Consider the following 20,943-nt stretch of genomic DNA (forward strand, 5'->3'; position numbering starts at 1 on the left):
CGTCTGCGGAGCTGACCTCGGGGTCAGCTCCGCAGACGTTTGCTCCGTCAGGACTCTTGGGTCGCCGTCCCGGGTCTCAGGCGCGCGAAGCGAACAGCTCCGCCAGATGAAGAGTCGACACCCCGGCCAGATCACCGAGCTGGATGCGGCAGGACATGCCGTCCGCCAGGACCACCGCGTCCGAGTGGGCCCGCACCGCAGGTAGGAGGTGCGACTCTGCCACCGCGACGCTGACCTCGTAATGCCCCTTCTCCACGCCGAAGTTGCCCGCCAGGCCGCAGCACCCCGCCACCTTGGTGACGGTCGCCCCGGCCCGCTCCAGCAGACGCTGGTCGGTGTCCCAGCCGATGACCGCGCTGTGGTGACAGTGCGGCTGCGCGACCACCTCCACACCGCTCAGATCGGGCAGCGCCAGGTCGAGGCGCTCGACGAGCTCGGCGAAGCTCAGCACCCCCGACGCCACCGTGGCCGCTTCCTCGGTGTCGCACAGCTCCCGCGCGTCGCTGCGGAGCGAGGCGAGGCAGGACGGTTCCAGCGCCATCACCGGGATCCCGCTGCGGACGTGGTGCGCGAGCGTTCGCACGGTCCGCTCGACGAGGGTCCGCGCCTGTTCGAGCTGGCCGGTCGTGATCCAGGTCAGGCCGCAGCAGGCGTCCTCCCGGATGACGCGGACATCGAGGCCGTGTGACTCCAGGAACCGGATCGCCGCCAGGCCGGACTCCGGGAAGAAGTGGTCGGTGAAGGAGTCAGCCCAGATCAGCACGTCGGCCTGAGCATCCGCCGCCCGAGAGGTGTCCGTCGCCCGCCGCAGGGTGGGGGAGGCGAACCGCGGCAGGGAGCGCCTGCGGTCGACACCGGCGACCCACTTGGCCAGGCCGGCGAGCGGCTTGACGCGCAGCAGCGAGTTGGTCAGCGGAGCCAGCGGCGCGGTGAGGCGGGCCCACTTGGGGAGCTGCCCGAGGAACACGTGCGACCTCGGCCGCCTCATCCCGGCGATATCGTGCCGCTGGTGCAGCACCTCACTCTTGTACGTGGCCATGTCGACGCCGCTGGGGCAGTCGCTCGAACATCCCTTGCAGGCCAGGCACAGTTCGAGTGCCTCGGCCACGGCCAGGTCGTTCAGACCGCCGCGCAGCAACCCGCCGTCGAGCGCTTCCTGAAGCACCCGGGCACGGCCACGGGTCGAGTCCCGCTCGTCCTTGGTGGCGAGATAGGACGGGCACATCACCCCGGCGGTCTTCGGCGCCACGCACTTTCCGACACCCGTGCAACGGTGCACCGCGGCGCCGAGGTCCGCGGCGTCGTGCACCAGACGCAGACCGGGGCGCACTGGTATCCGAGGGCGTACGGGGCGCAGATCGTCGGTGATCGGAACCGGGTCGGCGATGATCCCTGGGTTGAGTAGCCCGTCGGGGTCGCAGACCGCTTTGACCTGCCGGAACAGGGCGAGGGACGTCTCGTCGTACATCAGTGGCAGCAGCTCGCCGCGGACGCGACCGTCACCGTGCTCTCCCGACAGGGTGCCGCCGTAGTCACGCAGCCGTTTCGCACAGGCGGTCATGAAGTCGCGGAACACTCCGGCCGAAGCCGGGTCGCCGGGCCGGAACGGGAAGTCGATGCGGCAGTGGACGCAGCCGTCGCCGAAATGCCCGTACGGAACGCCCTGAAGGCCGTGCTCCAGCAGCAGTTCCTCGAAGTCGCGCAGCCATGCCCCGAGGTGCTCCGGCGGAACGGCGGCGTCCTCCCATCCCCCGTACGCCGGCGTCGGCAGCGACCGGCCCGCGAGCCCGGCGCCGTCCTCACGGATGCGCCAGAGAGCAGCCGCCTCACGCGGGTCGTCGACGAACCTGGTGTCCAGCGCGGCACCGGCGGCGACGAGCCGCTGCACCGCGTCCATCGCGTCCTCGCCTGCCACTTCCGCGAACAGCCAGCCGCTTCCCCGTGGCAGGTCGGGGACGGGTGAACCCTTCGCGCGCACCAGACCGACGATGCGTGAGTCCATGCCCTCGCACGCGACGAGACGCCCCGGTGCCGCGGCGAGGAGCGCCGGCACGGCATCGGCCGCGTCGGCCATCGTCGGGTACCCGAGCACCAGCATCCTGCGATCGACCCGGTCGTCGACGAGCCGGACGGCCGCCTCGAGGACCGTCGCGAGCGACCCCTCGCTGCCGACGAGGAACCGGTCGACACGGCGCCGCTCGGGCAGCAGGTGTTCGAGGCTGTAGCCGCTGATCTGGCGGCCGAAGCGGCCGAACTCGGTCCGCAGATGGGCCAGGTTCGCCTCCCCGACGGCCGCCAGCCGCGCCGCGGTGACGCCGCCGGGCCGACCGTCCTGCTCCAGGGCCAGTTCGCCGTTCCCGTAGAGCACACGCAGCGACTCGACGTTGTCCACCGTCCGCCCGTAGCCCAGCGCTCGTGACCCGCAGGCGTTGTTCCCTATCATCCCGCCGACCGTGCAACGACTGTGCGAAGACGGATCCGGCCCGAACCGCAGTCCGTGCGGCGCCGCCGCGCGCTGCAGGTCCGCATGCACCACGCCGGGTTCCACGCGCGCAGTACGCCCGCCCGGGTCGATGTCGAGGATCCGGTTGAACCGGCGGGTGTCGATGACGATGCCGCTCCCGATCGCGTTGCCGGCGATGCTCGTGCCCGCACCGCGCATCGTGACCGGAACCTGCATCTCACGCGCCACCCCATGAGCGGCGATCACGTCCTCGGCGTTCCGCGCCTTCACGACCACGGACGGGACGACGCGGTACAAGCTCGCGTCGGAGGAGTACAGCGCTCGTGTCACTGGCGAGTCGTCGAACTCGACTCCAGCCACGCGGAGAGCGGCGGCGAGGTCATCGTGCGAGGCCCTCGACGAGTCCTGCCGCGTTTCGTCGGATGCGGACTGCGCAGACTGTGCTGGGATCGGCATACTTCAGGCTAACTAACGTAAGGTAGTTTCGCTACTGTGGAGAAGGTCATTCCTGACGCCCTCGGCCCAGGGGATGACGAAGGGCGACGGGCGAGCCTGACTAACGTAAGGTAGTTTCCGACGTCACGCATCGCTGCGCCGGCCTCGACCGCACGCACGGTCGAGGCCGGCCACTCACGGGTCTCCGACGTCGGTGAAGGAGGAGTCGGTGGGCAAGGAACGGTGGCCCGGCGCTGTCGAGGAGTTCGGCCAGCACCTGGGCAAGCTCGACTGGAGCAGCCAGAGCGCGTCCCGGCGAGCGATCCTCGAGGCGTTCCTCCGGCTGGCCACCGAGAACGGGTTCAACTCGGTCACCATGCGCATGATTGCCAAGGAGATGGCGATCAAGGCCCCGAGCCTGTACAACCACTTCCCGGACGGCCGCGACGAGATCGTCGCCGAGTCCCTCCGCTGGCACTTCTACAAGTTCGGCATCGCCGTACTCGACGAGGTGCGTGGCGTCTCCGACCCCAGGGAGGGCTGGCGTCGGATGGTGCATGTCCACCTGGCCCGGCAGATCCAGCTTCCCGAAAGCAACCTCTGGGACCTGCTGGTCGCGACCGACCAGGTCGTCCACTTTCTCCCATTGGCACTCCGTGAGGAAGTCGACGCCTGGGTCGACCTGTACGAGGCGCTCTACCGTGCCGCGGCTGAAGACATGGGCTTCGGACCTTCGTTCCAGCAGGTCAAGCTGGTCATGACGGTCCTCGAAGGCGCGAATCGCTGGGCCATGTGGGACGGCAAGCCGCGGTCGCTCGCAGCGCTGGTCGAGAAGGCGAACACCGCGACCCTCGCGCTGCTGGAACTCGGAAGGGGCAGATGGTGACGCCGCAGAAGTACCCCTCCGGCCCTCTCGTCCGCCGGAACGAGGAATGGCCCAGCGGTCATGCCTTCGTGGCGCCGGGCGAGGGCCACCGACCAGGAGTCGCCCTCATGGAGTGGGAACTGCGGGGCGAATCATGGACGGACGAGCATCCGCACGACGAGTTCAACTATGTCCTGGAAGGCCACCTGTTCGTCGCGTGTGATGGAGAGACCGTGGAGGCGGTCACGGGCGACGTGGTCCGGGTCCCGGCCGGGAGCGTCGGGCGCTACTGGGCACCGGAACACGCTCGTATGCTCGCCGTCTACGGCCCCAACCCGCAGGGGCTGGAAAGCCGCGTGCACGCCTACACGCGACTGGAGTCGCCGCCGGAGCGCTCCGGCGGAACCCCCTCCTAGCAACTGCACCCGGATCGCCCCCTGTTCGGTGCCACGCCGAGCGTGACGTCGAGGATCTGCTTCCGTCGGCTGGAGGCGGTGAGGTGGTCTGCGATATTCCGTAAGCGCTTACTCCCGGCGATGCGCGGGTCTGTACATTTGTCCGAACCGGGTAGGTGCCGATGCCCGGCCGACTGCTGTCCCAATCGACGGAGAAGCATTCTCATGGACCAGGCCGTGCGTCGGCGCCGTCATGCGTTGTTCCTGCTCTTCCTGCTGGCCGGAATCGCGATGTCGTCGTGGGTGACGCGCACGCCCGCGATCCGGGACCGGCTGGACGTGTCCACCGCACAGATGGGATTGGTGCTGTTCGGGCTGTCACTCGGCTCCATGGTGGGTATCTCCTTATCCGGGCGGCTGGTCTCCGGGTTCGGGACGCGGCGCGTGATCGCCTGGGGGACATGGCTGCTCATAGCCGGGATGGCCGTGATCTCCGTGGGCAGTCTCGCCGCGTCAACAGCGGTGGTGGCCGCGGGCCTGTGCGCTTTCGGCGCCGGTCTGGGCGTCGGTGATGTGGCTGTGAACGTCGACGGCGCGGACGTGGAACGGCTCAGCGGCAGGACCACCCTGCCCGCCCTGCACGGCTTTTTCAGCCTGGGCACGGTGGTCGGAGCCGGTGCGGGCATCGCGGCGACGGCGGCCGGGGTGCCGGTGCAGTGGCACCTCGCGGCGGTCGTTCCGCTGGCCGCGGGACTCTACCTCTGTTCGGTGCGCGCCATCCCGGCGGGCACCGGCCGCGCTCTCCCCGACGAGTCGCCCGGAGCCGACGGTGAACGGCGGCACCCGGCGGTGTGGAAGGACGGGAAACTCCTCCTCATCGGCGCGATCGTGATGGCGATGGCGTTGGCCGAGGGCTCGGCCAACGATTGGTTGCCGCTGCTGATGGTCGACGGGCACGGCATGGACGCCACAGCAGGCTCCCTCGTCTACGCCGGATTCGCCGCCGCCATGACACTGGGCCGCTTTTCCGGCACGTTCTTCCTGAACCGCTTCGGCCGCACCGCCGTAGTCAGGGCCAGTGCCGCGTCCGGGGCACTCGGCCTGCTCCTCGTGATCGTCTCCGACAACGCTGTCCTCGCCGGAGCCGCCGTGCTGTTATGGGGACTGGGTGCCTCGCTCGGCTTCCCCCTCGCGCTCTCGGCCGCCGGGGAATCCGGCCCCGACTCGACGGCCCGGGTCAGCCTGGTCGCCGTCATCGGCTATGTCGCCTTCCTCGTCGGGCCGCCCGGCCTCGGTTTCCTCGGCGACCACATCGGCCTGCGCCCTGCCATGCTCGTCGTCCTCGCCTGCGTCGGCTGCGCCGCCTTCCTCGCCCCCGCGGTCGAGACCCGCCCCCGCGTCGCCGCAGCGGTGTCCGCCCGGGAGACCGACACGCCCGCCACGGCTGACGACGCCTGACCCGGGCCGGTTCACCACGCTCCACCACGTAGGCCCGCACGTCGTCGCGGACCTGGTCGGCGTCCCGCTTGGCCCGCCCGAGCAGGTGCTGCATGCCGTCCGGGGTGCTCTCTCCGGCCCACTCTGCGATGGTCCAGCAGTTCTTGCGCGGTAGGTCCGACAGCCCAGGAGATGCGCGGAAGGCGTGCTACGGGGGCGAGGCCCCACCGCCTCGCGCGGCAGCCGGCGCTCTCCTGACATCCTGTACATCTCGAACTTCCTGTGCCATGAGGTCAGTTGCCCTTCATGGAAGAGTCGTGCTCGGAGTAGTGGTGGAAGCCGCGTCCGGACTTGCGGCCCAGCAGTCCGGCCTCCACCATGCGCTGCAGCAGGGGCGGCGGGGCGTGCAGCGGGTCCTTGAAGTCCGCGTACATCGCGTCGGCGATGGCGGTGAGGGTGTCCAGGCCGATCAGGTCGGCCAGGCTCAGCGGGCCCATCGGGTGGGCGCAGCCGAGGACCATGCCGGTGTCGATGTCCTCCGCGCAGGCGTGCCCGGACTCCAGCATCCGGATCGCGGAGAGCAGGTAGGGCACGAGCAGGGCGTTGACCACGAAGCCGGCCCGGTCCTGGGCGCGGATGACCTTCTTGGCCAGGACCCGGGTGACGAACTCCTCCGCCCGGACCTGTGTCTGAGGGGCTGTCAGCAGGGACGGCACGATCTCCACGAGCTCCAGGACCGGCACCGGGTTGAAGAAGTGCAGGCCGATCACCTGGTGCGGGCGGGCGGTGGCCATGCCCAGTTTCATGATGGGCAGGGAGGAGGTGTTCGACGCGAGCAGCGCGTCCTCCCGGACGACGATCCGGTCGAGCTCGGCGAACAGCGCCGCCTTCACCTTCTCGTCCTCCGTCGCCGCCTCCACCACCAGGTCCCGGTCGGCCAGGTCCGTCAGGTCGGTGGAGACCCGCAGGCGGCCGAGCGCGGTGTCACGGTCCGCGCCGGAGAGTTTGCCGCGTCGTACGCCGCGGTCGAGCGAGGCGGTGATCCGGGCCCGGCCGGCCTCGGCCGCACCCGGGTTCACCTCGTGCACGACGACGTCCAGGCCGGCCCGGGCGCAGACCTCGGCGATGCCCGCACCCATCAGACCGCAGCCGACGACCCCGACCCCGCGGATGTCCGCGCCCGGCCCGGCGCTCACCGGAACGCCGCCTGGCCCGTCAGCGCCTGGCCGATCATCAGGGTGTGCATCTCGACCGTGCCCTCGTAGGTGAGGATCGACTCCAGGTTGTTGGCGTGCCGGATGACCGGGTACTCCAGCGAGATGCCGTTGGCGCCGAGCACCGTGCGCGCGGTACGGCAGATCTCCAGCGCCGCCCGGGTGTTGTTGAGCTTGCCGTAGCTGACCTGCTCGGGCCGCAGCCCGCGGTCGTCCTTGATCCGGCCGAGGTGCAGGGCCAGCAGGGTGCCCTTGTTCAGCTCCAGGGACATGTCGGTCAACTTGGCCTGGGTCAGCTGGAATCCGCTGATCGGGCGGCCGAACTGAACGCGGTCGCCTGCATAGTTCAGCGCCGCCCGGAAGGCGGAGCGTGCGGCGCCCATCGCGCCCCAGGCGATACCGTACCGGGCCTCGCTCAGGCAGGACAGGGGACCGCGCAGCCCCCGCACGTCCGGCAGGACGGCCGTCGCCGGCAGCCGCACGGAGTCCAGGACCAGCTCGCTGGTCACCGACGCCCGCAGCGACATCTTGTGCTTGATCGCCGGCGCCGAGAAGCCGGGGGTGTCGGTGGGGACGACGAAGCCGCGGATGCCGTCCTCCGTGCGGGCCCAGACCACGGCGACGTCGGCGACCGAACCGTTCGTGATCCACATCTTGCGGCCGTCGAGGACCCAGTCGGCGCCGTCCCGGCGGGCGGCGGTGCGCATGCTGCCCGGGTCGGAGCCGGAGTCGGGCTCGGTGAGGCCGAAGCAGCCGATGGCCGTGCCCGCCGCCATCCGCGGCAGCCACTCCTCCTTCTGCTCCTCGGAACCGAAGGCGTGGATCGCGTACATGGCCAGCGAGCCCTGCACCGAGACCAGGGAACGCAGTCCGGAGTCGGTCGCCTCCAGTTCCAGGCAGGCGAGGCCGTAGTCGACCGCGCTCATCCCCGCGCAGCCGTAGCCCTCCAGGTGCATGCCCAGCAGGCCGAGTTCGCCGAGCTCCTTGGTGAGGCCGCGGATGTCCTCGATCTCGCCCTGCTCGAACCACTCGGCGATGAACGGGTCGACGCGCCGGTCGCAGAAGGTGCGCACCGCGTCGCGTACGGCGCGCTCGTCCGGGGTGAGCAGGCTGTCGAGTTCCAGGAGGTCGAGGGGGTCGGCCGGGCGGCCGGCGTGCGGTGCGTGCATCGTCAGTCTCCTTGAGTCTTCGCCGGCGTCAGGCCGTCGGGCTGATGATGAAGTTGCTGAAGCCGCCGTTGCGTTCGGCGATGCCACCGATGGCGTCGTTGACCTGTTCCAGCGGGAACACCTGGTGCTCCAGCGGGCTCAGGTCCAGCAGGCCGGCCCCCGCCATGTCGGCCATGACCTGCCCCTCGGCGGAGGTGAACCAGGCCGAGCCGATCAGCCGCAGCTGCTGGTCCATCATCCGGTGGATGTCGATCGGCAGATCACCGGCGACGGCGCCGATGTTGACGGCGATGCCGCCGCGCGCCATCGCCCGCATGCCGGCCCGGAAGGTCTCGTGCGGGGCGCCCGGGCCGAGGGCGTCGATGTAGATGTCGACGCCGTAGCCGTCGGTCTGCTCGTGGATCCACTCGTCGACCGGGCCGTCGTCGAGGGAGTGCAGGTTCAGACGGCCGCTCGCCAGCTTGCCGACCTGGTCCAGGAGCCCCTTGTCGCGGCCGGTGCCGTACACGTGGGTGAGGCCCATGGCGGGTGCGAGGAGCGCGGCGGCGATGCCCAGGGTGCCGCTGATGCCGTTGATCAGGATCGTCTTGCCCGGCCCGGCCTCGGCCTTGCGCAGCGCCGAGTACATGGTGCCGATGTAGCCGAAGCGGGCGGCGGCCTCGAAGGAGAGCGAGTCCGGCAGCTTCACCAGGCTGTACGCCGGGGCCACCATGTACTCGGCGAGGCCGCCCTGGTAGCGGTCGAGCAGGTCGATCGCGGTCGGCGAGAAGCCGAAATAGCCGGCGAAGGCGTAGCTGGCGCAGTTGATCGAGTCGCCGCCCCGGCACGAGCGACAGGAGCCGCAGGAGCGGCCCGGGTTGACGTACACGCGGTCGCCCGGCTTGAAGGCCTGGACGCCTTCGCCGACGGCCTCGACCACGCCTGCCGGGTCCAGGCCGAAGATCGCCGGGAGGGTCGGCAGGGGGCTGTGCGGGAACCAGGTCGTCCACATGTTCAGGATGTTGGCGAGGTTCGGAACGATGTTGACGGCGTGGACGGCCACGCGGACGTCACCGGGGCCGGGCTCGGGAACGGGGAGTTCCTCGATCCTCATCGGCTCGCCGACGGCGTGCATCCGCGCGGCTCGCATGGTCGCACTCATGGCGTCTCCTCGGGGTGAGGGTAGGGATGGCGGAGACGGCACCAACGGCGGTGCGGCCTCTGGGGGTTGTGGAGCAATGAGAGGGGTCGAGCGGTCTTCCTGACGGGTAGTCAGCCGTTGAGCAGCGTCGTCAGTCGCGCGCGCTGCAGTTTTCCGGTGGCCCCGCGCGGCAGTGCGGGTACGACGCACAGCCGCCGGGGCCACTTGTGCCGGGCGAGCCGGCCGTCGAGGTGACCGCGGACGTCGTCCAGGGTCGGGGTGCCGGTGTCGGTGACGAGGAAGGCGGTCACGACCTCGCCCCAGACCGGGTCCGGCGCCCCCGACACCGCGACCTCGACGACACCGGGGAAGTCGGCGAGCGCGTTCTCGACCTCGGCGGGGTCGACGTTCTCGCCGCCGGTGATGATGGTCTCCTTGAGCCGGCCGACGACCGTGAGGCGGCCCTCGTCGTCGAACCGTCCACGGTCACCGCTGTGGAACCAGCCCTCCGCGTCGGTCACCGGCACCGGCCCGGCGGCGGTCCAGTACAGGGACGCGACCGACGGCCCGCGCACCCAGATCTCGCCGGGTGTGCCGACCGGCGCGGGAGCCCCGGTCGCGTCCACCACCGTCAGCTCGACCTCCGGGACGGGGGAGCCCGTGGAGGTCGCCGGCTCGTCGGGCCCGGAGTACGTGACGCCCGCGCTGGTCTCGGTCAGACCGTAGGAGTTGACCACGCCGATCCCGCGGGCCCGGAACTGCTCGCGGGTGGCGGTCTGGGCCGGTGAGCCACCCGACAGGATCCACCGCAGGGTGTCCAGCTCGCCGCCGGTGAAGCGGGGGTGGCGGGCCAGCAGGGCGGACATGGCGGGGACGGCGAAGGCGCAGGTGACCCGGTGGTCGCGGACCAGGTCGACGAACAGGTCCGGGTCGAAGCGCGGCGCCAGCACGACCGTCCCGCGCCGCGCCCAGGTGCACTGCGGCAGCCCGCCGAGGACGGCGACATGCGCCAGCGGGGTGGAGACCAGCGCGGTGTCGTCCTCGCCGAAGGGCAGCAGAGCCAGCGCGCCCGCCATGCTCCGGTACAGGTTGTCGTGGGTGAGTGCGACGCCCTTGGGGCGGCCGGAGGTTCCGGACGTGAACGCGATGACCGCGACGTCCGAGCCGGCCGGGGGATCGGAGAGCGGCGCCTCGGGCCCCTCGTCCTCGGGATGCAGGTCCTCCCACGTCAGCCGCAGGCCCGTGCCCGCCGGGAAGCCCTCGCCCGCGACCACGGCCGTCGGGGCGGTCTCCTCGCACACGAGGGCGAGCTCGCCGCCCGTCACCTGCGGGTGCAGCGGGACGAGGACGGCGCCCATCCGCGTCACCGCGAACAGCGTGATCAGTGCCTCGGGCCGGGCCGCGCCCTGCATCACCACCCGGTCGCCCGGGCGCACCCCGTACTTGTCGAGCCGGGCGACCGTGCGCCGGACCGCCCGGTCCAGCTCGGCGTAGGTCCAGGAGCGGTCCTCGAAGACGAGGGCGGGCCGGGAGCCCGCCTCGGCCGCACTGGTCACGAGGTGGGCGCCGAACCAGGAGGTCGTGGTCATGACGGCACCTCCGCGGCCCGTCTCGCGCGGGCGAGCCCGCCCAGCGTCGTGCCCGTCAGCTCGTCGGCCAGGACCGGCGTCGGCCGATCGAGGAGCCGACGGGCCGCGAGATGCTCCGCGGGCCAGTCCAGCGTCTCGACGGCCACCAGTCTGCCCTCGCGGAAGGCGTACGCGGCGAGTCGTCCCGGGGTGTCGCCCGCCACCAGCCGGACCTCGTCGGAGGGCGCGCGCAGCCCGGCGATCTGCAGCTTGACGGCACCCTGGTCGCTCCAGAACCACGGCAGGTTCTCGTACCGGGAGGGCTGTCCGGCGAGGCGGCGGCCGACGAGCGCGCCCTGGTCGGTGGCGTTCTGCACGGACTCCAGCCGGACCGGGCCGACCGCGTGCGGGTGGGGGTGGCGGGCGCAGTCGCCTACGGCGGAGACCCGCGGGTCGGTGACCGAGCGGAGCTGCTCGTCGACCAGCACACCGTCGTCCACGGCCAGGCCGGCGTCCCGCGCCAGCTCGTCCCTGGGGACGGCTCCGATGCCGTACACGACGAGGTCGGCGGGGAGAATCCCGGCCGAGGTCACGACCTGCCGGACCCGGTCCGTACCCTCGACGGCGTGCACGGCCGTCCCGGTCAGGACGCGGACGCCGGACTCCTCGTGCCGCTGCCGCAGGTGTTCCTGGAGCTGCGGGGAGACGGCCCGGCTCAGCAGCCGGTCGGCCAGCTCGACGACGGTCACCCGTGCGCCGCGGGTTCGGGCGACCTGGGCGAGTTCGAGCCCGATGAAGCCGCCGCCGACGACGACCACGTCACGGGCCGTCGCCAGAGCCCGGCCGACGGCCAGGGCGTCGTCGAGCGAGCGCAGGGCGTGGACGCCGGCCAGGTCGGCGCCGGGGACGGGCAGGGGCCGGTTGCGGGCGCCGGTGGCCAGCACCAGGTGGGCGTAGGGCACATGTCCGCCGGCGCGGGTGCGGACCGTGCGGGCGGCGAGGTCCAGGGCGATCACGCCGTCGCCGAGCCGTAGCTCGATGTCCCGCTCGGCGTAGAAGGACTCCGGGACCAGCGAGACCCGCAGCTCGTCCGGCTCGGTGTGGGCCTTCTTGGACAACGGCGGCCGCTGGTACGGCAGATGGGGTTCGGCGGCGAACACGGTGACCGGACCGTCGTAGCCACAGGCGCGCAGGGTCGAGGCGACGCTGAAACCGGCCTGCCCGCCGCCGACCACGACCACACCGGCGGTGTGCGTCGTACCTGTGCTCATACCTGCTCCTCGGGCACGTGGACCACCAGGCCGTCGAGGGCGTCGGAGAGCTCGACCTGACAGCTGAGCCGGCTGGTGGGCCGGCGTTCGGCGGCGGTGAAGTCCAGCATCTCGTCCTCGACGTCGTTCGGGCCTCCCACCAGCTCGGACCGGTCGGCGTCGACGTAGACGTGGCAGGTGGCGCAGGAGGCGTTGCCGCCGCACTCGGCGACGATGCCCTGGACGCCGTTGGAGACGGCCGCCTGCATGAGCACGGTCCCCGACGCGGCGGTGACCTTGCGTTCGGTCCCGTCGGGCAACTGGAAGATGACGGTGGGCATGAAGTCCTCCCGATGGGGACGGCTCAGGCTGCTTGCCAGGTGACGTTCAGCGAGGTCGGCCCGCGGAACACCCAGCCGTCCAGGCGGCTCTTTGCGCCGTCGGCGAGGCGGAGTCCCTCGAGGCGGCCGAAGACGAGGGGCCAGGCGATCGCGCTGACCTCGTGGCGCGCGACCCACGCGCCCATGCAGAAGTGCGGTCCGCCGCCGAAGGCGAGGTGCGGACGGTGCGGCCGGTCGAGGTCGAACTCGTCGGCCCGCTCGAACACCGACTCGTCCCGGTTGCCGGAGGCGATGACGAGGGCCACGCGGCTGCCGGCGGGGAGGGTCGTCCCGGCGATCTCGTGATCCTGGGTGAGCTGGCGCGGGTACATGCCGATCGGCGAGACCCAGCGGGCGGTCTCCTCGAACACCCGCTTCCAGCTCGACGGCTCCTTCAGGGCCCGCTCCAGCACCTCGGGACGGTTCAGCAGCGCCCAGGCGCCGACGCCGAAGACGTCACGCGGCTCGTTGACGCCTCCGCCGATGATGACCTTGACGTTGTTCTGGATCTCGGCGAGATCCACCGGCCCGGCCGCGTGGACCATGGAGGAGATCACCGAGCCGTCGGGCTCGCGCCGGGCGGCCTCGGCGGCCCGCGCCACCGCGTCCTCGATGGCCCGGGTGGCCCGCTCGGCGCGCAGCCAGATGCCGGGGTCGTCGGCGTAGTTGCTGTTGCCCGCCATCATCGCCCGCGACCAGTTGGCGACGTCCTCGGCGCTCGCGTCGCGCAGGCCCAGCACCAGGGCCAGGTTGGCGGCGACGAGCGGCTCGGCGAAGTCGGCTATCAGGTCGGCCTCGCCCCGGCCCGCGATCCGGTCGAGCAGCTCGTGCGCCGTGCGCTCGAAGGCGCCCGCCCACAGGTCGCGGACCTGGCGCGGACGGGTCGGCGGCTCCGCGGCGGACCGCAGGCGCCGGTGGTCCGGGTCGTCCTCGCGGAGCATGTTCCGGCCGACCGTACGCAGCAGCAGCGAGCCCTCCTCGCGCGAACTGAACACCTCGGGGAGCTTCTCCGCCAGGACGATGTCCTCGTACCGGGTGAGCAGGTGCCGGCCGACCGAGGGGACCCAGGCGAGCGGGGCGGTGCGGCGCAGCTCGGCGTAGGCGGGGTAGGGGTCGCGGCGCAGCTCGGCCAGGTCGAGATCGACGACCGGAGCGCCGGGCGCCGCCGTCGTCAGGGGGCTCATGAGGTGCCGCCCGCGCCGATCAGGACGAAGAACGCCGTGGCGGGCTCGGTGCCGTTGTTGCGCCAGGCGTGGCGTGTGGCGTTCTGCACGATGATGTCGCCGGGCCCCAGGACCGCGGTCTCGCCGCCGTCGAGGTCGAGGACCAGCTCGCCGGTGAGGACGACGCCGTAGTCGACGGTGGGCGTGGTGTGCATGCCCGGGTTGTCGGGCTCGAAGAGCTCGGCGAGACCGGGGCTGAACTCCAGCTGCTCCGCCGCCGCGGCGGCGGGGTCCCAGCTGGGGTCGGCGTAGACACCGGCCGGCGCGAAGGTGACGGTCAGCGCGACCGTCTCGCCCGGCGCGGGCACGAAGGACTTCAGGGATGCCGTCGGGTCGGCCGACGGGACGGCGGGAGCCGCCGTGTTCCACACGAGGGAGCGGGCGAAGCCGGGGGTGTGCACGGACTGATTGGTGCGCGGCGGCTCGCCGTCACTGACGATCACGGGCTTCCCGCTCGGGCTGACACCGGTGACGACACGACGGACCATGATTCTCTCCCTTGAGAAACCGACCTACTGTTAGATGCTTGACGGTAAAGGTTCTAACTGTTTTTCGACGGTCGTGCTGCGGCGGCTCCGAGCACGAGTCCTGTGGTGGGCCGGTTCCCCGGGCCCGGTCACTCCCCAGGCCCGGTCACTCCGCGGGCGGGGTCTCCTGGTTCACCAGCGTACGCAGCAGATGCACCAGTTCACCGAGCTGGTCGTCACGCAGGATGCCCGTCCAGGCCCGCTCGCGCTTCGTCTGGGCCTCGATGGCCAGCCGCAGCGTCTCGCGGCCCTCCGCGGTGAGCTCGACGACCAGCTGACGGCGGTCGGTCTCGACCCGCTCGCGGGTGACGAGGCCGCGGCTCTCCAGGGTCGCCAGCGCGCTGGAGATACTGGCCCGGGTGGATCCGGAGACCCGGCCGATGTCCTGCTGGCCGAGCGGTCCGTAGACCCAGAGGGCGTTCAGGATCCTAAAGCCCGCCCAGGTCAGGCCCAGCGGCCGGTGGACGTGCTTCTCGAAGTCCTTGGTCAGCCGGGCTTCGAGGCGGGTGAGGTCGGTGACCATCTCGATCGCGTCGAGGTCCCGGGGATCGGTCGTGCCCAGCTCACGATGCTGGTGGCGCAGCAGCTCCGAGAACTCCCGGGTCCGGCTCGTCCCCGAGGTCTCCGGTTCGCGCACGGTGTCCGTCACGTCTCCCACCCTTCCTTCTCCGGCCTCGCCGGTGTCAGCCGCCGACGACCGGATTGACCATAGTGCCCACACCCGTGACCTCGGTCCGCAGGACCTTGCCCTCGGTGAGGTACAGCCGCGGGGTGCGGCGGACGCCGCAGCCGGCCGGGGTGCCGGTGAAGATCAGGTCGCCGGGTTCGAACGTCACCCGCTTCGACAGCCAGGCGATCAGCTCGGGCACGCTGAAGATCAGGTCGGAGGTGCGGCCCCGCTGCACCTCCAGGTCGTCGACCCAGCCGGCCACCTCGATGTCGTCGGGGTCGGCGAACTCGTCGAGCGTCACCAGGTACGGGCCGATCGGGCTGAAGGTGTCGTACGACTTCGGCAGCGTGAACTGGTTGATCGGCTTGCGCCACTGTTCCTTGCGGTCGCTGATGTCCTGACCCGCGGTGACGCCGGCGACGTGGGACCAGGCGTCGGCCTCGGAGATGTTCTTGCCCTCCTTGCCCATGACGACCACGAGCTCCGCCTCGAAGTCGACCTTGTCGTACTGCGGCTCGACCACGATCGCGTCGTACGGGCCGACCACCGACGAGGCGAACTTGGCGAACACCGAGGGTTCGTCCGGCACGGGAAGGTTGGACTCCTCGGCGTGCGCCCGGTAGTTCAGGGCGACACCGATGGCCTTGTACGGCTTGGCGACCCGGCCCAGGTCACCCGGCGCGAACGGCTTCCAGTCCGCGTCGGCGGCCCGCTCGGCGAGAGCGCGCAGCTCGTCGTGGAGGGCGAGGTCGGACAGCACCTCCAGACGCGGCTCGATCGCTCCCTTGCTGGCGTCCGCGATGTCGAGGGCGCGGTCGTCACGGACGACGACGGGGCGCCCGGCGAGGTTGGCGAGCTTCATGCGACTTCTTCCTTCCGGGCGGCGGGCCGGTCGACAGACCGGGGGAGGGGCAGGGCGAGCTCGCCCTCCACCCGGACGCCGAGTGTGTTGATGACGGTGGCGATGGTGAGGTACTGGCCGACGGTGTAGAGGACGTCGATGACCTGCTCGACGCTCAGGTGGGCGGTCATCCGGCCCCACAGTTCGTCGTCCACGCCCTGGCGGTCCAGGAGGGAGTCGGTGGCGGTGAGCAGCACCCGGTCGAGCTCGTCCAGCCCGTCCCAGTCACCGGTCACGGCGGCCAGGATCGTGTCGTCGGCGAGCCCGGCACGGCGGGCGATGCGCACGTGCTGGTCCCACTCGTAGGCGGCCTGCGCCCGGGCCGCGATCCGGAGGATCATCAGCTCCCGGGACGGCAGCGGCAGGGTGTTCTTCCCCAGCACGTGGTTGCCGAAGACGATGAAGCGGCGCAGCGCGTCCTCGTGGTGCGCCAGGGTCGCCCAGATCGTGTAGATCCTGCCGTCCTGATCGCGGTACGGCGCCAGCGACGCCAGCGTCTTCTCGTGCAGCTCGCTCTCGTCGACGGGCTGCAGGCGGGCCTTCTCGGGCACTACTCCCGACATCGTCGGACCTCCTCGGCTCGATGGCGTCAACGTATTCGTATGGCCCTTGACCGTCAAGGGTCTAACAAATACGGTCTTGGACATGACGATCCAGAGCCTTGGGTACGTGGGCATCGGTACGCCCGACCCGACAGCATGGGCGGAGTACGCCCGCACAGTGATAGGCCTCGCGGTCGAGCCGGAGGCCGCACCCGAGCGCGGCTCTGCCGCGGGCGGACGGCCCGTGCGCTACCGCCTGCGGATGGACCAGCACCCGTTCCGCATGTGGCTGACGGAGGCGGAGGCCGGTGGCGTCACGGTCATCGGCTGGGAGGTCCGTGACGGAGCGGCGATCGACGCGATGACGCTGCGGCTCAAGGAGGCCGGCATCGACGTCACTGCGGGCACCGAAGAGGAGTGTGGGGACCGCCAGGTGGCCCGCATGGTGCACTTCGGCGGTCCCCTCGGCATCCGTACCGAGCTGTTCTGCGGCCGACGCCTGGCCCCCAGCCAGTTCGTGTCACCGCTGGGCGTCGACTTCGTGACCGGGGAGCAGGGGCTCGGGCACGTGGTGATGAAGACACCGCACGTGCAGGAGGCCGTGGACTTCTACTGCGACGTCCTGGGCTTCCGGCTCAGTGACACCGCCGACTATCCCTGGGGCACGTTCTACTTCCTCGGCTGCAACCCGCGGCACCACAGCATCGCCTTCATCCGGTCGTACAAGAACGAGGGCACCCACCACATCCTGTGCGAGGTGACCAGTCCGGAGGAGGTCGGCCGCGCGCTCGACCGCACGCGTGAGCACGACGTGAGACTCATGGCGACACTCGGCAAGCACGCGAACGACGGGATGTTCTCGTTCTACATGACCTCGCCGGCCGGATTCGGCATCGAGATCGGCGCGGGCGGCGTGCAGGTCGACGAGAGCACGTGGGTCAGCCGTACGTACACGGCTGACATCTGGGGTCACCACCCGATTTCGTAGCCCGACTTCGCGTTCCTCGACCCCTCTGAAAGAAAGCGGGCCGTTCCCCATGCTTCTCGAGAGCTATCTGCAGGACACCTGGGTGGTGCCAGCTGCCGCCGAATCAAAGGCAGTTGACGTGCACGACGCCGTCACCGGCGAGACGGTCTGCCGCGTCTCCTCCCAAGGCCTCGACCTCGCGGGCGCGTTCGACCACGCGCGCCGCGCAGGCGGCCCCACGCTGCGCGCGCTGAGCTTCCATCGGCGGGCCGACCTCCTGGACGCTGTCGCCACGGCCGTCCGCGCCCGCCGCGAAGAGCTGTACGCCCTCTCCGCCCGCGCCGGAGCCACTCTCAACGACGCCCGCTACGACGTCGACGGCGGCATCCGCGTCCTGCGCGACTACGCGGCCCGCGCCCGCACCGAACTGCCGGACGCGCCCCACCTGGTGGAAGGCCCCGCCGAACGCCTCGCCCGGGGCGACGACTTCCTGGGCGTACACCTCGTCACCCCCTCCCCGGGCCTGATGCTCCAGGTGAACGCCTTCAACTTCCCGGTGTGGGCACCGCTGGAGAAGCTCGCCCAGGCGGTGCTGGCGGGCCTGCCCAGCGTGGTGAAGCCGGCCACCCCGACCGCGTACCTCACCGAGCACCTGGTCCGGATCGTCACCGACGCCGGCGCCCTGCCGCCCGGCGCCCTGCAGATGGTCGCCGGCTCGGTGCGCCCGGCACTCGGCCTGCTCGCCGAGCAGGACGTCCTCTCCTTCACCGGCTCCGCCGCCACGGCGGCGACGCTGCGCACACACCCCGACCTGGTGGCCCGTTCCGTCCGCTTCAATGCCGAGGCCGACTCCGTCAACGCCATCGTGCTGGCCCCGGACGTCACCCCGGGTTCCCCCTTGTTCGAGGCGTTCGTGCGCGAGGTGGTGACCGAGATGACCGTGAAGGCGGGTCAGAAGTGCACCGCGATCCGCCGCGTCCTCGTCCCGCGCGAGCATGAGGACGCAGTGCTCGACGCGATCGCCTCCGAGCTCGCCGGCATCACCATAGGGAACCCCGCCGCAGAAGGCGTGCGGATGGGGCCTGTCGTCAGCCTCGCCCAGCGGGACGACGTACGACAGGCGGCACGGAAGATCGCCCGGTCCGGACGCTTCGTGCACGGCGACCCCGAGAAGGTGCGCTTGATCGACGCCGACCCCGATCGGGGGGCGTTCCTCGACACCCTCCTCGTCTCCGCCGACCCGGACGCCGCCGCACCTCACGAGGTGGAGCCGTTCGGACCGGCCGCGACCGTGCTGGCGTACCGCGACACGGCCCACGCGACCGACCTGGTGGCGCGCGGCCGGGGCAGCCTCGCCGCCTCCGTCGTCGGCGACGACCTCTCCTGGACGACCGCCTTCCTCCAGGACGTGGCCCCCTGGCATGGACGGCTCCACCTGCTGGACTCGACGAACATGGCGCAGACCACCGGCCACGGATCACCACTGCCCGCCCTGAGACACGGCGGACCCGGTCGCGCCGGCGCAGGATCGGAGATGGCGGGCACCCGCGGCGTCGTCGATCTGATGCAGCGAACGGCACTCCAGGCCTCGCCACGGCTGCTCGACACGCTGTACGCCGCACCGCCCTCTCCGGCGGTCGAATCCCTGTGATCGTCGCGATCGGCTCCCGCAGGCGTCGCTCTTCGAGAGCCTGCGGCGCTCTGCTCATTTTGTGCGACGCGCTACGCCTGACCGCAGCCGCCGGGGAATCGAGCTGGGCGAGGCTGGTTTGCGTGTATCTCGCACCGACGCTGCGGGCGCGCACACACGACGGCCCACGGGTGACTCCGACCGGCCAAACGCCGGTCCGCTTCGGGCCGTGCCATCGCGCAGGCTGGATGGGGGGAAGCGGCTCCCCGGCATGCCGACACACAGTTCAACGCCCTGCCAGAGCTGGTTTCGATCCGGAAAGGTCTGCACGTGACCGACGTACTTGACGCTGACGTGGTGATCGTGGGCCTTGGCCCTGTCGGTGCCACGGCCGCGAACCTCGCTCACGACCTTGGTCTCAGGGTCGAGGCATTCGATCGAGCCGCACACATCGAAACCCGGCCCCGTGCCATTGGATTCGATCACGAAGCCATGCGTGTCTTCGCCGGCTTCGGACTGGCCGACGCGATAGCGGATCACATCATGCCCTACCGGCCGTCCGAGTATCACAACGGCAGCGGGCAGGTCATCAAGCGCATCGGCACCGCACCACCACCTCACCCCCTCGGATGGGCACCCAACTACGTCTTCCTCCAGCCGCAACTGGAAGGCGCGCTGCGTCAGCGCCTCGATCGGTCGGACAACGTCGAGCTGCACCTCGGCACTGAGGTGACGGACGTGCAACTCGGCGACGACAGCGCCACCGTGGAGGTGGTCGACGCAACTGGGCGCCGGCGCACGCTGCGCGCGCGGTACGTGCTGGCCTGCGACGGCGGCAGCAGTCCGTTGCGAAGGCGGTTCGGCCTGAGCATGGACGACCTGGAGTTTGACCAGCCGTGGCTGGTCGTGGACCTGTTGCTGCGCCCCGGCGCGGGAGCACGGCTGCCACGGACGAACGTCCAGTACTGCGAGACAGCGCGTCCGAGCACGTTCATCGTGGGCCCGGGGAACCACCGCCGGTGGGAATTCATGATCAACCCTGATGAACGTCCCGAGGACGTGTCCCACCCGGACTTCATCCACGCTCTCCTGTCGCGATGGCTGGCTCCCGGGGACTATGACCTGTGGCGAGCGGCCACCTACCGCTTCCATGCCCTGGTCCTCGAACAGTGGCGCACACAGGGCCTGTTCTTCCTGGGCGACGCCGCACACATGACACCACCGTTCCTGGCGCAGGGCATGTGCCAAGGGATCCGCGACGCGTCCAACCTGATGTGGAAGCTGGCCCTTCACTTGCGTGGCGAAACCTCCGAACGCCTCTTGGACACGTATCAGCGTGAGCGCGCCCCGCACGTACGACACGTGACGCTCGTCGCCAAGGAGTTCGGCCATGTGATCTGCGAGCGCGACGAGGCCACCGCCGCCAAGCGCGACGCAGACCTGCTGGCAGAACTGAAGGCCACGCCGGAAGGAACCATCCGCCAGTCCCTGATCCCCGGACTGCTGGCGGGCTTCCTCGCACCGGAACGTTTCCCCGCGCGCGGCGACATCCTCCCGCAACCGACGGTGACCGACAGCCGGGGCAGGACAGGGTTGCTCGACGAGTACACCGGGAGCACCTTCAGGCTGGTGATCCGGCACGGCACGGACGCGGCCGCAGCCGAGTCGGCCGTGTGCGCGCACCGGGCAGGAGGTGGATTTCCGATTCGCGTCGTCCGTCTGGTCGCCGAGACGCCGGCCGGCCAGGACGAATACCGCGAGGAAGGACACCTCCTGGACGCGTGGATGCGTCGACACGCGTGCGAAACGGTGCTCGCTCGTCCTGACCACTACGTATTCGGTGGCGTTCATTCAACGAGCGACACCGGCCTCCTGCTCGCAGCTGCTCGTGAGCAGCTGCACGGCACCGGTCGGTCACTGTTGTCCTGACATCGGTCGATTGCGCGGTTCGCCATCCGTGCCGGACCCACAGAGCGAGGTCGGCATCTTCCCTGACCGTGTTGCCGTGATCCGGCAGGTCGGCGCGATGCCGGCCGAGCAGAACGACGCCTGCCGAGGCGCGCCGCTGGATGGGATTCGCCCCGTCGGCCAAGGCAGAGTGGCCATCGATACACCACCTCGGCGGACGTGACCGTGATCTCGATCAAGGCATACGGAACTGATACCCCCTGGCGCATATCCCATGG

The 20,943-nt window shown here is 70.8% G+C and carries 18 protein-coding genes and 1 pseudogene; 6 read left to right on the forward strand and 13 right to left on the reverse strand.

The window, feature by feature from the left end; genetic code table 11:
• Positions 1-76: 76 nt before the first annotated feature.
• Positions 77-2,824, reverse strand: coding sequence for an FAD-binding and (Fe-S)-binding domain-containing protein (locus ACIBTS_RS13505; RefSeq protein ID WP_399319088.1), 2,748 nt, complete (start codon positions 2,822-2,824; stop codon positions 77-79).
• 304 nt (positions 2,825-3,128) lie between these two features.
• Between ACIBTS_RS13505 and ACIBTS_RS13510 the strand changes: the two genes are divergently transcribed.
• From ACIBTS_RS13510 to ACIBTS_RS13520, 3 genes are all read left to right on the forward strand, one after another.
• Complete coding sequence (locus tag ACIBTS_RS13510; RefSeq protein WP_399319089.1) at positions 3,129-3,785, forward strand: TetR/AcrR family transcriptional regulator; 657 nt, start codon at positions 3,129-3,131, stop codon at positions 3,783-3,785.
• Entirely contained in the window at positions 3,779-4,180 is a 402-nt protein-coding gene (locus ACIBTS_RS13515; protein ID WP_398684152.1) for a cupin domain-containing protein, read from the forward strand. Before ACIBTS_RS13510 ends, ACIBTS_RS13515 begins: the two co-directional genes overlap by 7 nt.
• Positions 4,181-4,384: 204 nt before the next feature.
• On the forward strand, positions 4,385-5,617 hold the full coding sequence (locus ACIBTS_RS13520) for an MFS transporter (protein ID WP_399319092.1): 1,233 nt from the start codon (positions 4,385-4,387) through the stop codon (positions 5,615-5,617).
• 19 nt (positions 5,618-5,636) lie between these two features.
• Here ACIBTS_RS13520 and ACIBTS_RS13525 read toward each other — a convergent pair.
• The 12 genes and pseudogenes from ACIBTS_RS13525 to ACIBTS_RS13580 form a co-directional block, all read right to left on the reverse strand.
• A pseudogene (locus ACIBTS_RS13525) lies at positions 5,637-5,780 on the reverse strand (IS701 family transposase); the annotation flags it as partial.
• Between the two features lie 109 nt (positions 5,781-5,889).
• Positions 5,890-6,792 carry a 3-hydroxybutyryl-CoA dehydrogenase gene (locus tag ACIBTS_RS13530; RefSeq protein WP_399319094.1) on the reverse strand — a complete coding sequence of 301 codons (903 nt, stop codon included), beginning with the start codon at positions 6,790-6,792 and terminating at the stop codon, positions 5,890-5,892.
• A complete protein-coding gene (locus tag ACIBTS_RS13535; protein ID WP_399319096.1) occupies positions 6,789-7,979 on the reverse strand; it encodes an acyl-CoA dehydrogenase family protein in 1,191 nt (396 codons plus the stop codon). The genes ACIBTS_RS13530 and ACIBTS_RS13535 overlap by 4 nt, the downstream gene beginning before the upstream one ends.
• A 28-nt stretch (positions 7,980-8,007) precedes the next feature.
• A complete protein-coding gene (locus ACIBTS_RS13540) occupies positions 8,008-9,120 on the reverse strand; it encodes an alcohol dehydrogenase catalytic domain-containing protein (RefSeq protein WP_399319098.1) in 1,113 nt (370 codons plus the stop codon).
• A gap of 110 nt (positions 9,121-9,230) precedes the next feature.
• Entirely contained in the window at positions 9,231-10,688 is a 1,458-nt protein-coding gene (locus ACIBTS_RS13545; RefSeq protein WP_399319100.1) for a class I adenylate-forming enzyme family protein, read from the reverse strand.
• Positions 10,685-11,938: an NAD(P)/FAD-dependent oxidoreductase gene (locus tag ACIBTS_RS13550; RefSeq protein WP_399319102.1), complete on the reverse strand. Its 1,254-nt coding sequence runs from the start codon at positions 11,936-11,938 to the stop codon at positions 10,685-10,687. Before ACIBTS_RS13550 ends, ACIBTS_RS13545 begins: the two co-directional genes overlap by 4 nt.
• Positions 11,935-12,258: a 2Fe-2S iron-sulfur cluster-binding protein gene (locus ACIBTS_RS13555; RefSeq protein WP_266392679.1), complete on the reverse strand. Its 324-nt coding sequence runs from the start codon at positions 12,256-12,258 to the stop codon at positions 11,935-11,937. The genes ACIBTS_RS13550 and ACIBTS_RS13555 overlap by 4 nt, the downstream gene beginning before the upstream one ends.
• Positions 12,259-12,281: 23 nt before the next feature.
• Complete coding sequence (locus tag ACIBTS_RS13560) at positions 12,282-13,481, reverse strand: cytochrome P450 (RefSeq protein WP_399319103.1); 1,200 nt, start codon at positions 13,479-13,481, stop codon at positions 12,282-12,284.
• Complete coding sequence (locus tag ACIBTS_RS13565) at positions 13,478-14,008, reverse strand: cupin domain-containing protein (protein WP_399319105.1); 531 nt, start codon at positions 14,006-14,008, stop codon at positions 13,478-13,480. The genes ACIBTS_RS13560 and ACIBTS_RS13565 overlap by 4 nt, the downstream gene beginning before the upstream one ends.
• A 145-nt stretch (positions 14,009-14,153) precedes the next feature.
• Positions 14,154-14,696, reverse strand: coding sequence for a MarR family winged helix-turn-helix transcriptional regulator (locus ACIBTS_RS13570; protein WP_399319107.1), 543 nt, complete (start codon positions 14,694-14,696; stop codon positions 14,154-14,156).
• A gap of 34 nt (positions 14,697-14,730) precedes the next feature.
• Positions 14,731-15,579: a fumarylacetoacetate hydrolase family protein gene (locus tag ACIBTS_RS13575; RefSeq protein ID WP_399319109.1), complete on the reverse strand. Its 849-nt coding sequence runs from the start codon at positions 15,577-15,579 to the stop codon at positions 14,731-14,733.
• Positions 15,576-16,181: a carboxymuconolactone decarboxylase family protein gene (locus ACIBTS_RS13580; RefSeq protein WP_399319111.1), complete on the reverse strand. Its 606-nt coding sequence runs from the start codon at positions 16,179-16,181 to the stop codon at positions 15,576-15,578. Before ACIBTS_RS13580 ends, ACIBTS_RS13575 begins: the two co-directional genes overlap by 4 nt.
• An 82-nt stretch (positions 16,182-16,263) precedes the next feature.
• Between ACIBTS_RS13580 and ACIBTS_RS13585 the strand changes: the two genes are divergently transcribed.
• The 3 genes from ACIBTS_RS13585 (at position 16,264) to ACIBTS_RS13595 (ending at position 20,686) form a co-directional block, all read left to right on the forward strand.
• A complete protein-coding gene (locus ACIBTS_RS13585; RefSeq protein WP_399319113.1) occupies positions 16,264-17,148 on the forward strand; it encodes a VOC family protein in 885 nt (294 codons plus the stop codon).
• Positions 17,149-17,197: 49 nt separating this feature from the next.
• A complete protein-coding gene (paaZ, locus tag ACIBTS_RS13590; RefSeq protein ID WP_399319115.1) occupies positions 17,198-18,778 on the forward strand; it encodes a phenylacetic acid degradation bifunctional protein PaaZ in 1,581 nt (526 codons plus the stop codon).
• Between the two features lie 309 nt (positions 18,779-19,087).
• Positions 19,088-20,686, forward strand: a complete 1,599-nt coding sequence (locus ACIBTS_RS13595; protein WP_399319117.1) for a bifunctional 3-(3-hydroxy-phenyl)propionate/3-hydroxycinnamic acid hydroxylase — start codon at positions 19,088-19,090, stop codon at positions 20,684-20,686.
• The last annotated feature ends 257 nt before the right edge of the window (positions 20,687-20,943 follow it).

The organism is Streptomyces sp. NPDC050121, from assembly GCF_044460385.1.
In the GTDB taxonomy this organism is placed as follows: Bacteria; Actinomycetota; Actinomycetes; order Streptomycetales; family Streptomycetaceae; genus Streptomyces; species Streptomyces soliscabiei.

Coding starts and splice junctions, on each gene's coding strand:
- ACIBTS_RS13515 (WP_398684152.1), top strand. CDS start 3,779: ATGGTGACGCCGCAGAAGTACCCCTCCGGCCCTCTCGTCCGCCGGAAC.
- ACIBTS_RS13520 (WP_399319092.1), top strand. CDS start 4,385: ATGGACCAGGCCGTGCGTCGGCGCCGTCATGCGTTGTTCCTGCTCTTC.
- ACIBTS_RS13535 (WP_399319096.1), bottom strand. CDS start 7,979: ATGCACGCACCGCACGCCGGCCGCCCGGCCGACCCCCTCGACCTCCTG.
- ACIBTS_RS13540 (WP_399319098.1), bottom strand. CDS start 9,120: ATGAGTGCGACCATGCGAGCCGCGCGGATGCACGCCGTCGGCGAGCCG.
- ACIBTS_RS13545 (WP_399319100.1), bottom strand. CDS start 10,688: ATGACCACGACCTCCTGGTTCGGCGCCCACCTCGTGACCAGTGCGGCC.
- ACIBTS_RS13550 (WP_399319102.1), bottom strand. CDS start 11,938: ATGAGCACAGGTACGACGCACACCGCCGGTGTGGTCGTGGTCGGCGGC.
- ACIBTS_RS13555 (WP_266392679.1), bottom strand. CDS start 12,258: ATGCCCACCGTCATCTTCCAGTTGCCCGACGGGACCGAACGCAAGGTC.
- ACIBTS_RS13560 (WP_399319103.1), bottom strand. CDS start 13,481: ATGAGCCCCCTGACGACGGCGGCGCCCGGCGCTCCGGTCGTCGATCTC.
- ACIBTS_RS13565 (WP_399319105.1), bottom strand. CDS start 14,008: ATGGTCCGTCGTGTCGTCACCGGTGTCAGCCCGAGCGGGAAGCCCGTG.
- ACIBTS_RS13575 (WP_399319109.1), bottom strand. CDS start 15,579: ATGAAGCTCGCCAACCTCGCCGGGCGCCCCGTCGTCGTCCGTGACGAC.
- ACIBTS_RS13580 (WP_399319111.1), bottom strand. CDS start 16,181: ATGTCGGGAGTAGTGCCCGAGAAGGCCCGCCTGCAGCCCGTCGACGAG.
- ACIBTS_RS13585 (WP_399319113.1), top strand. CDS start 16,264: ATGACGATCCAGAGCCTTGGGTACGTGGGCATCGGTACGCCCGACCCG.
- paaZ (WP_399319115.1), top strand. CDS start 17,198: ATGCTTCTCGAGAGCTATCTGCAGGACACCTGGGTGGTGCCAGCTGCC.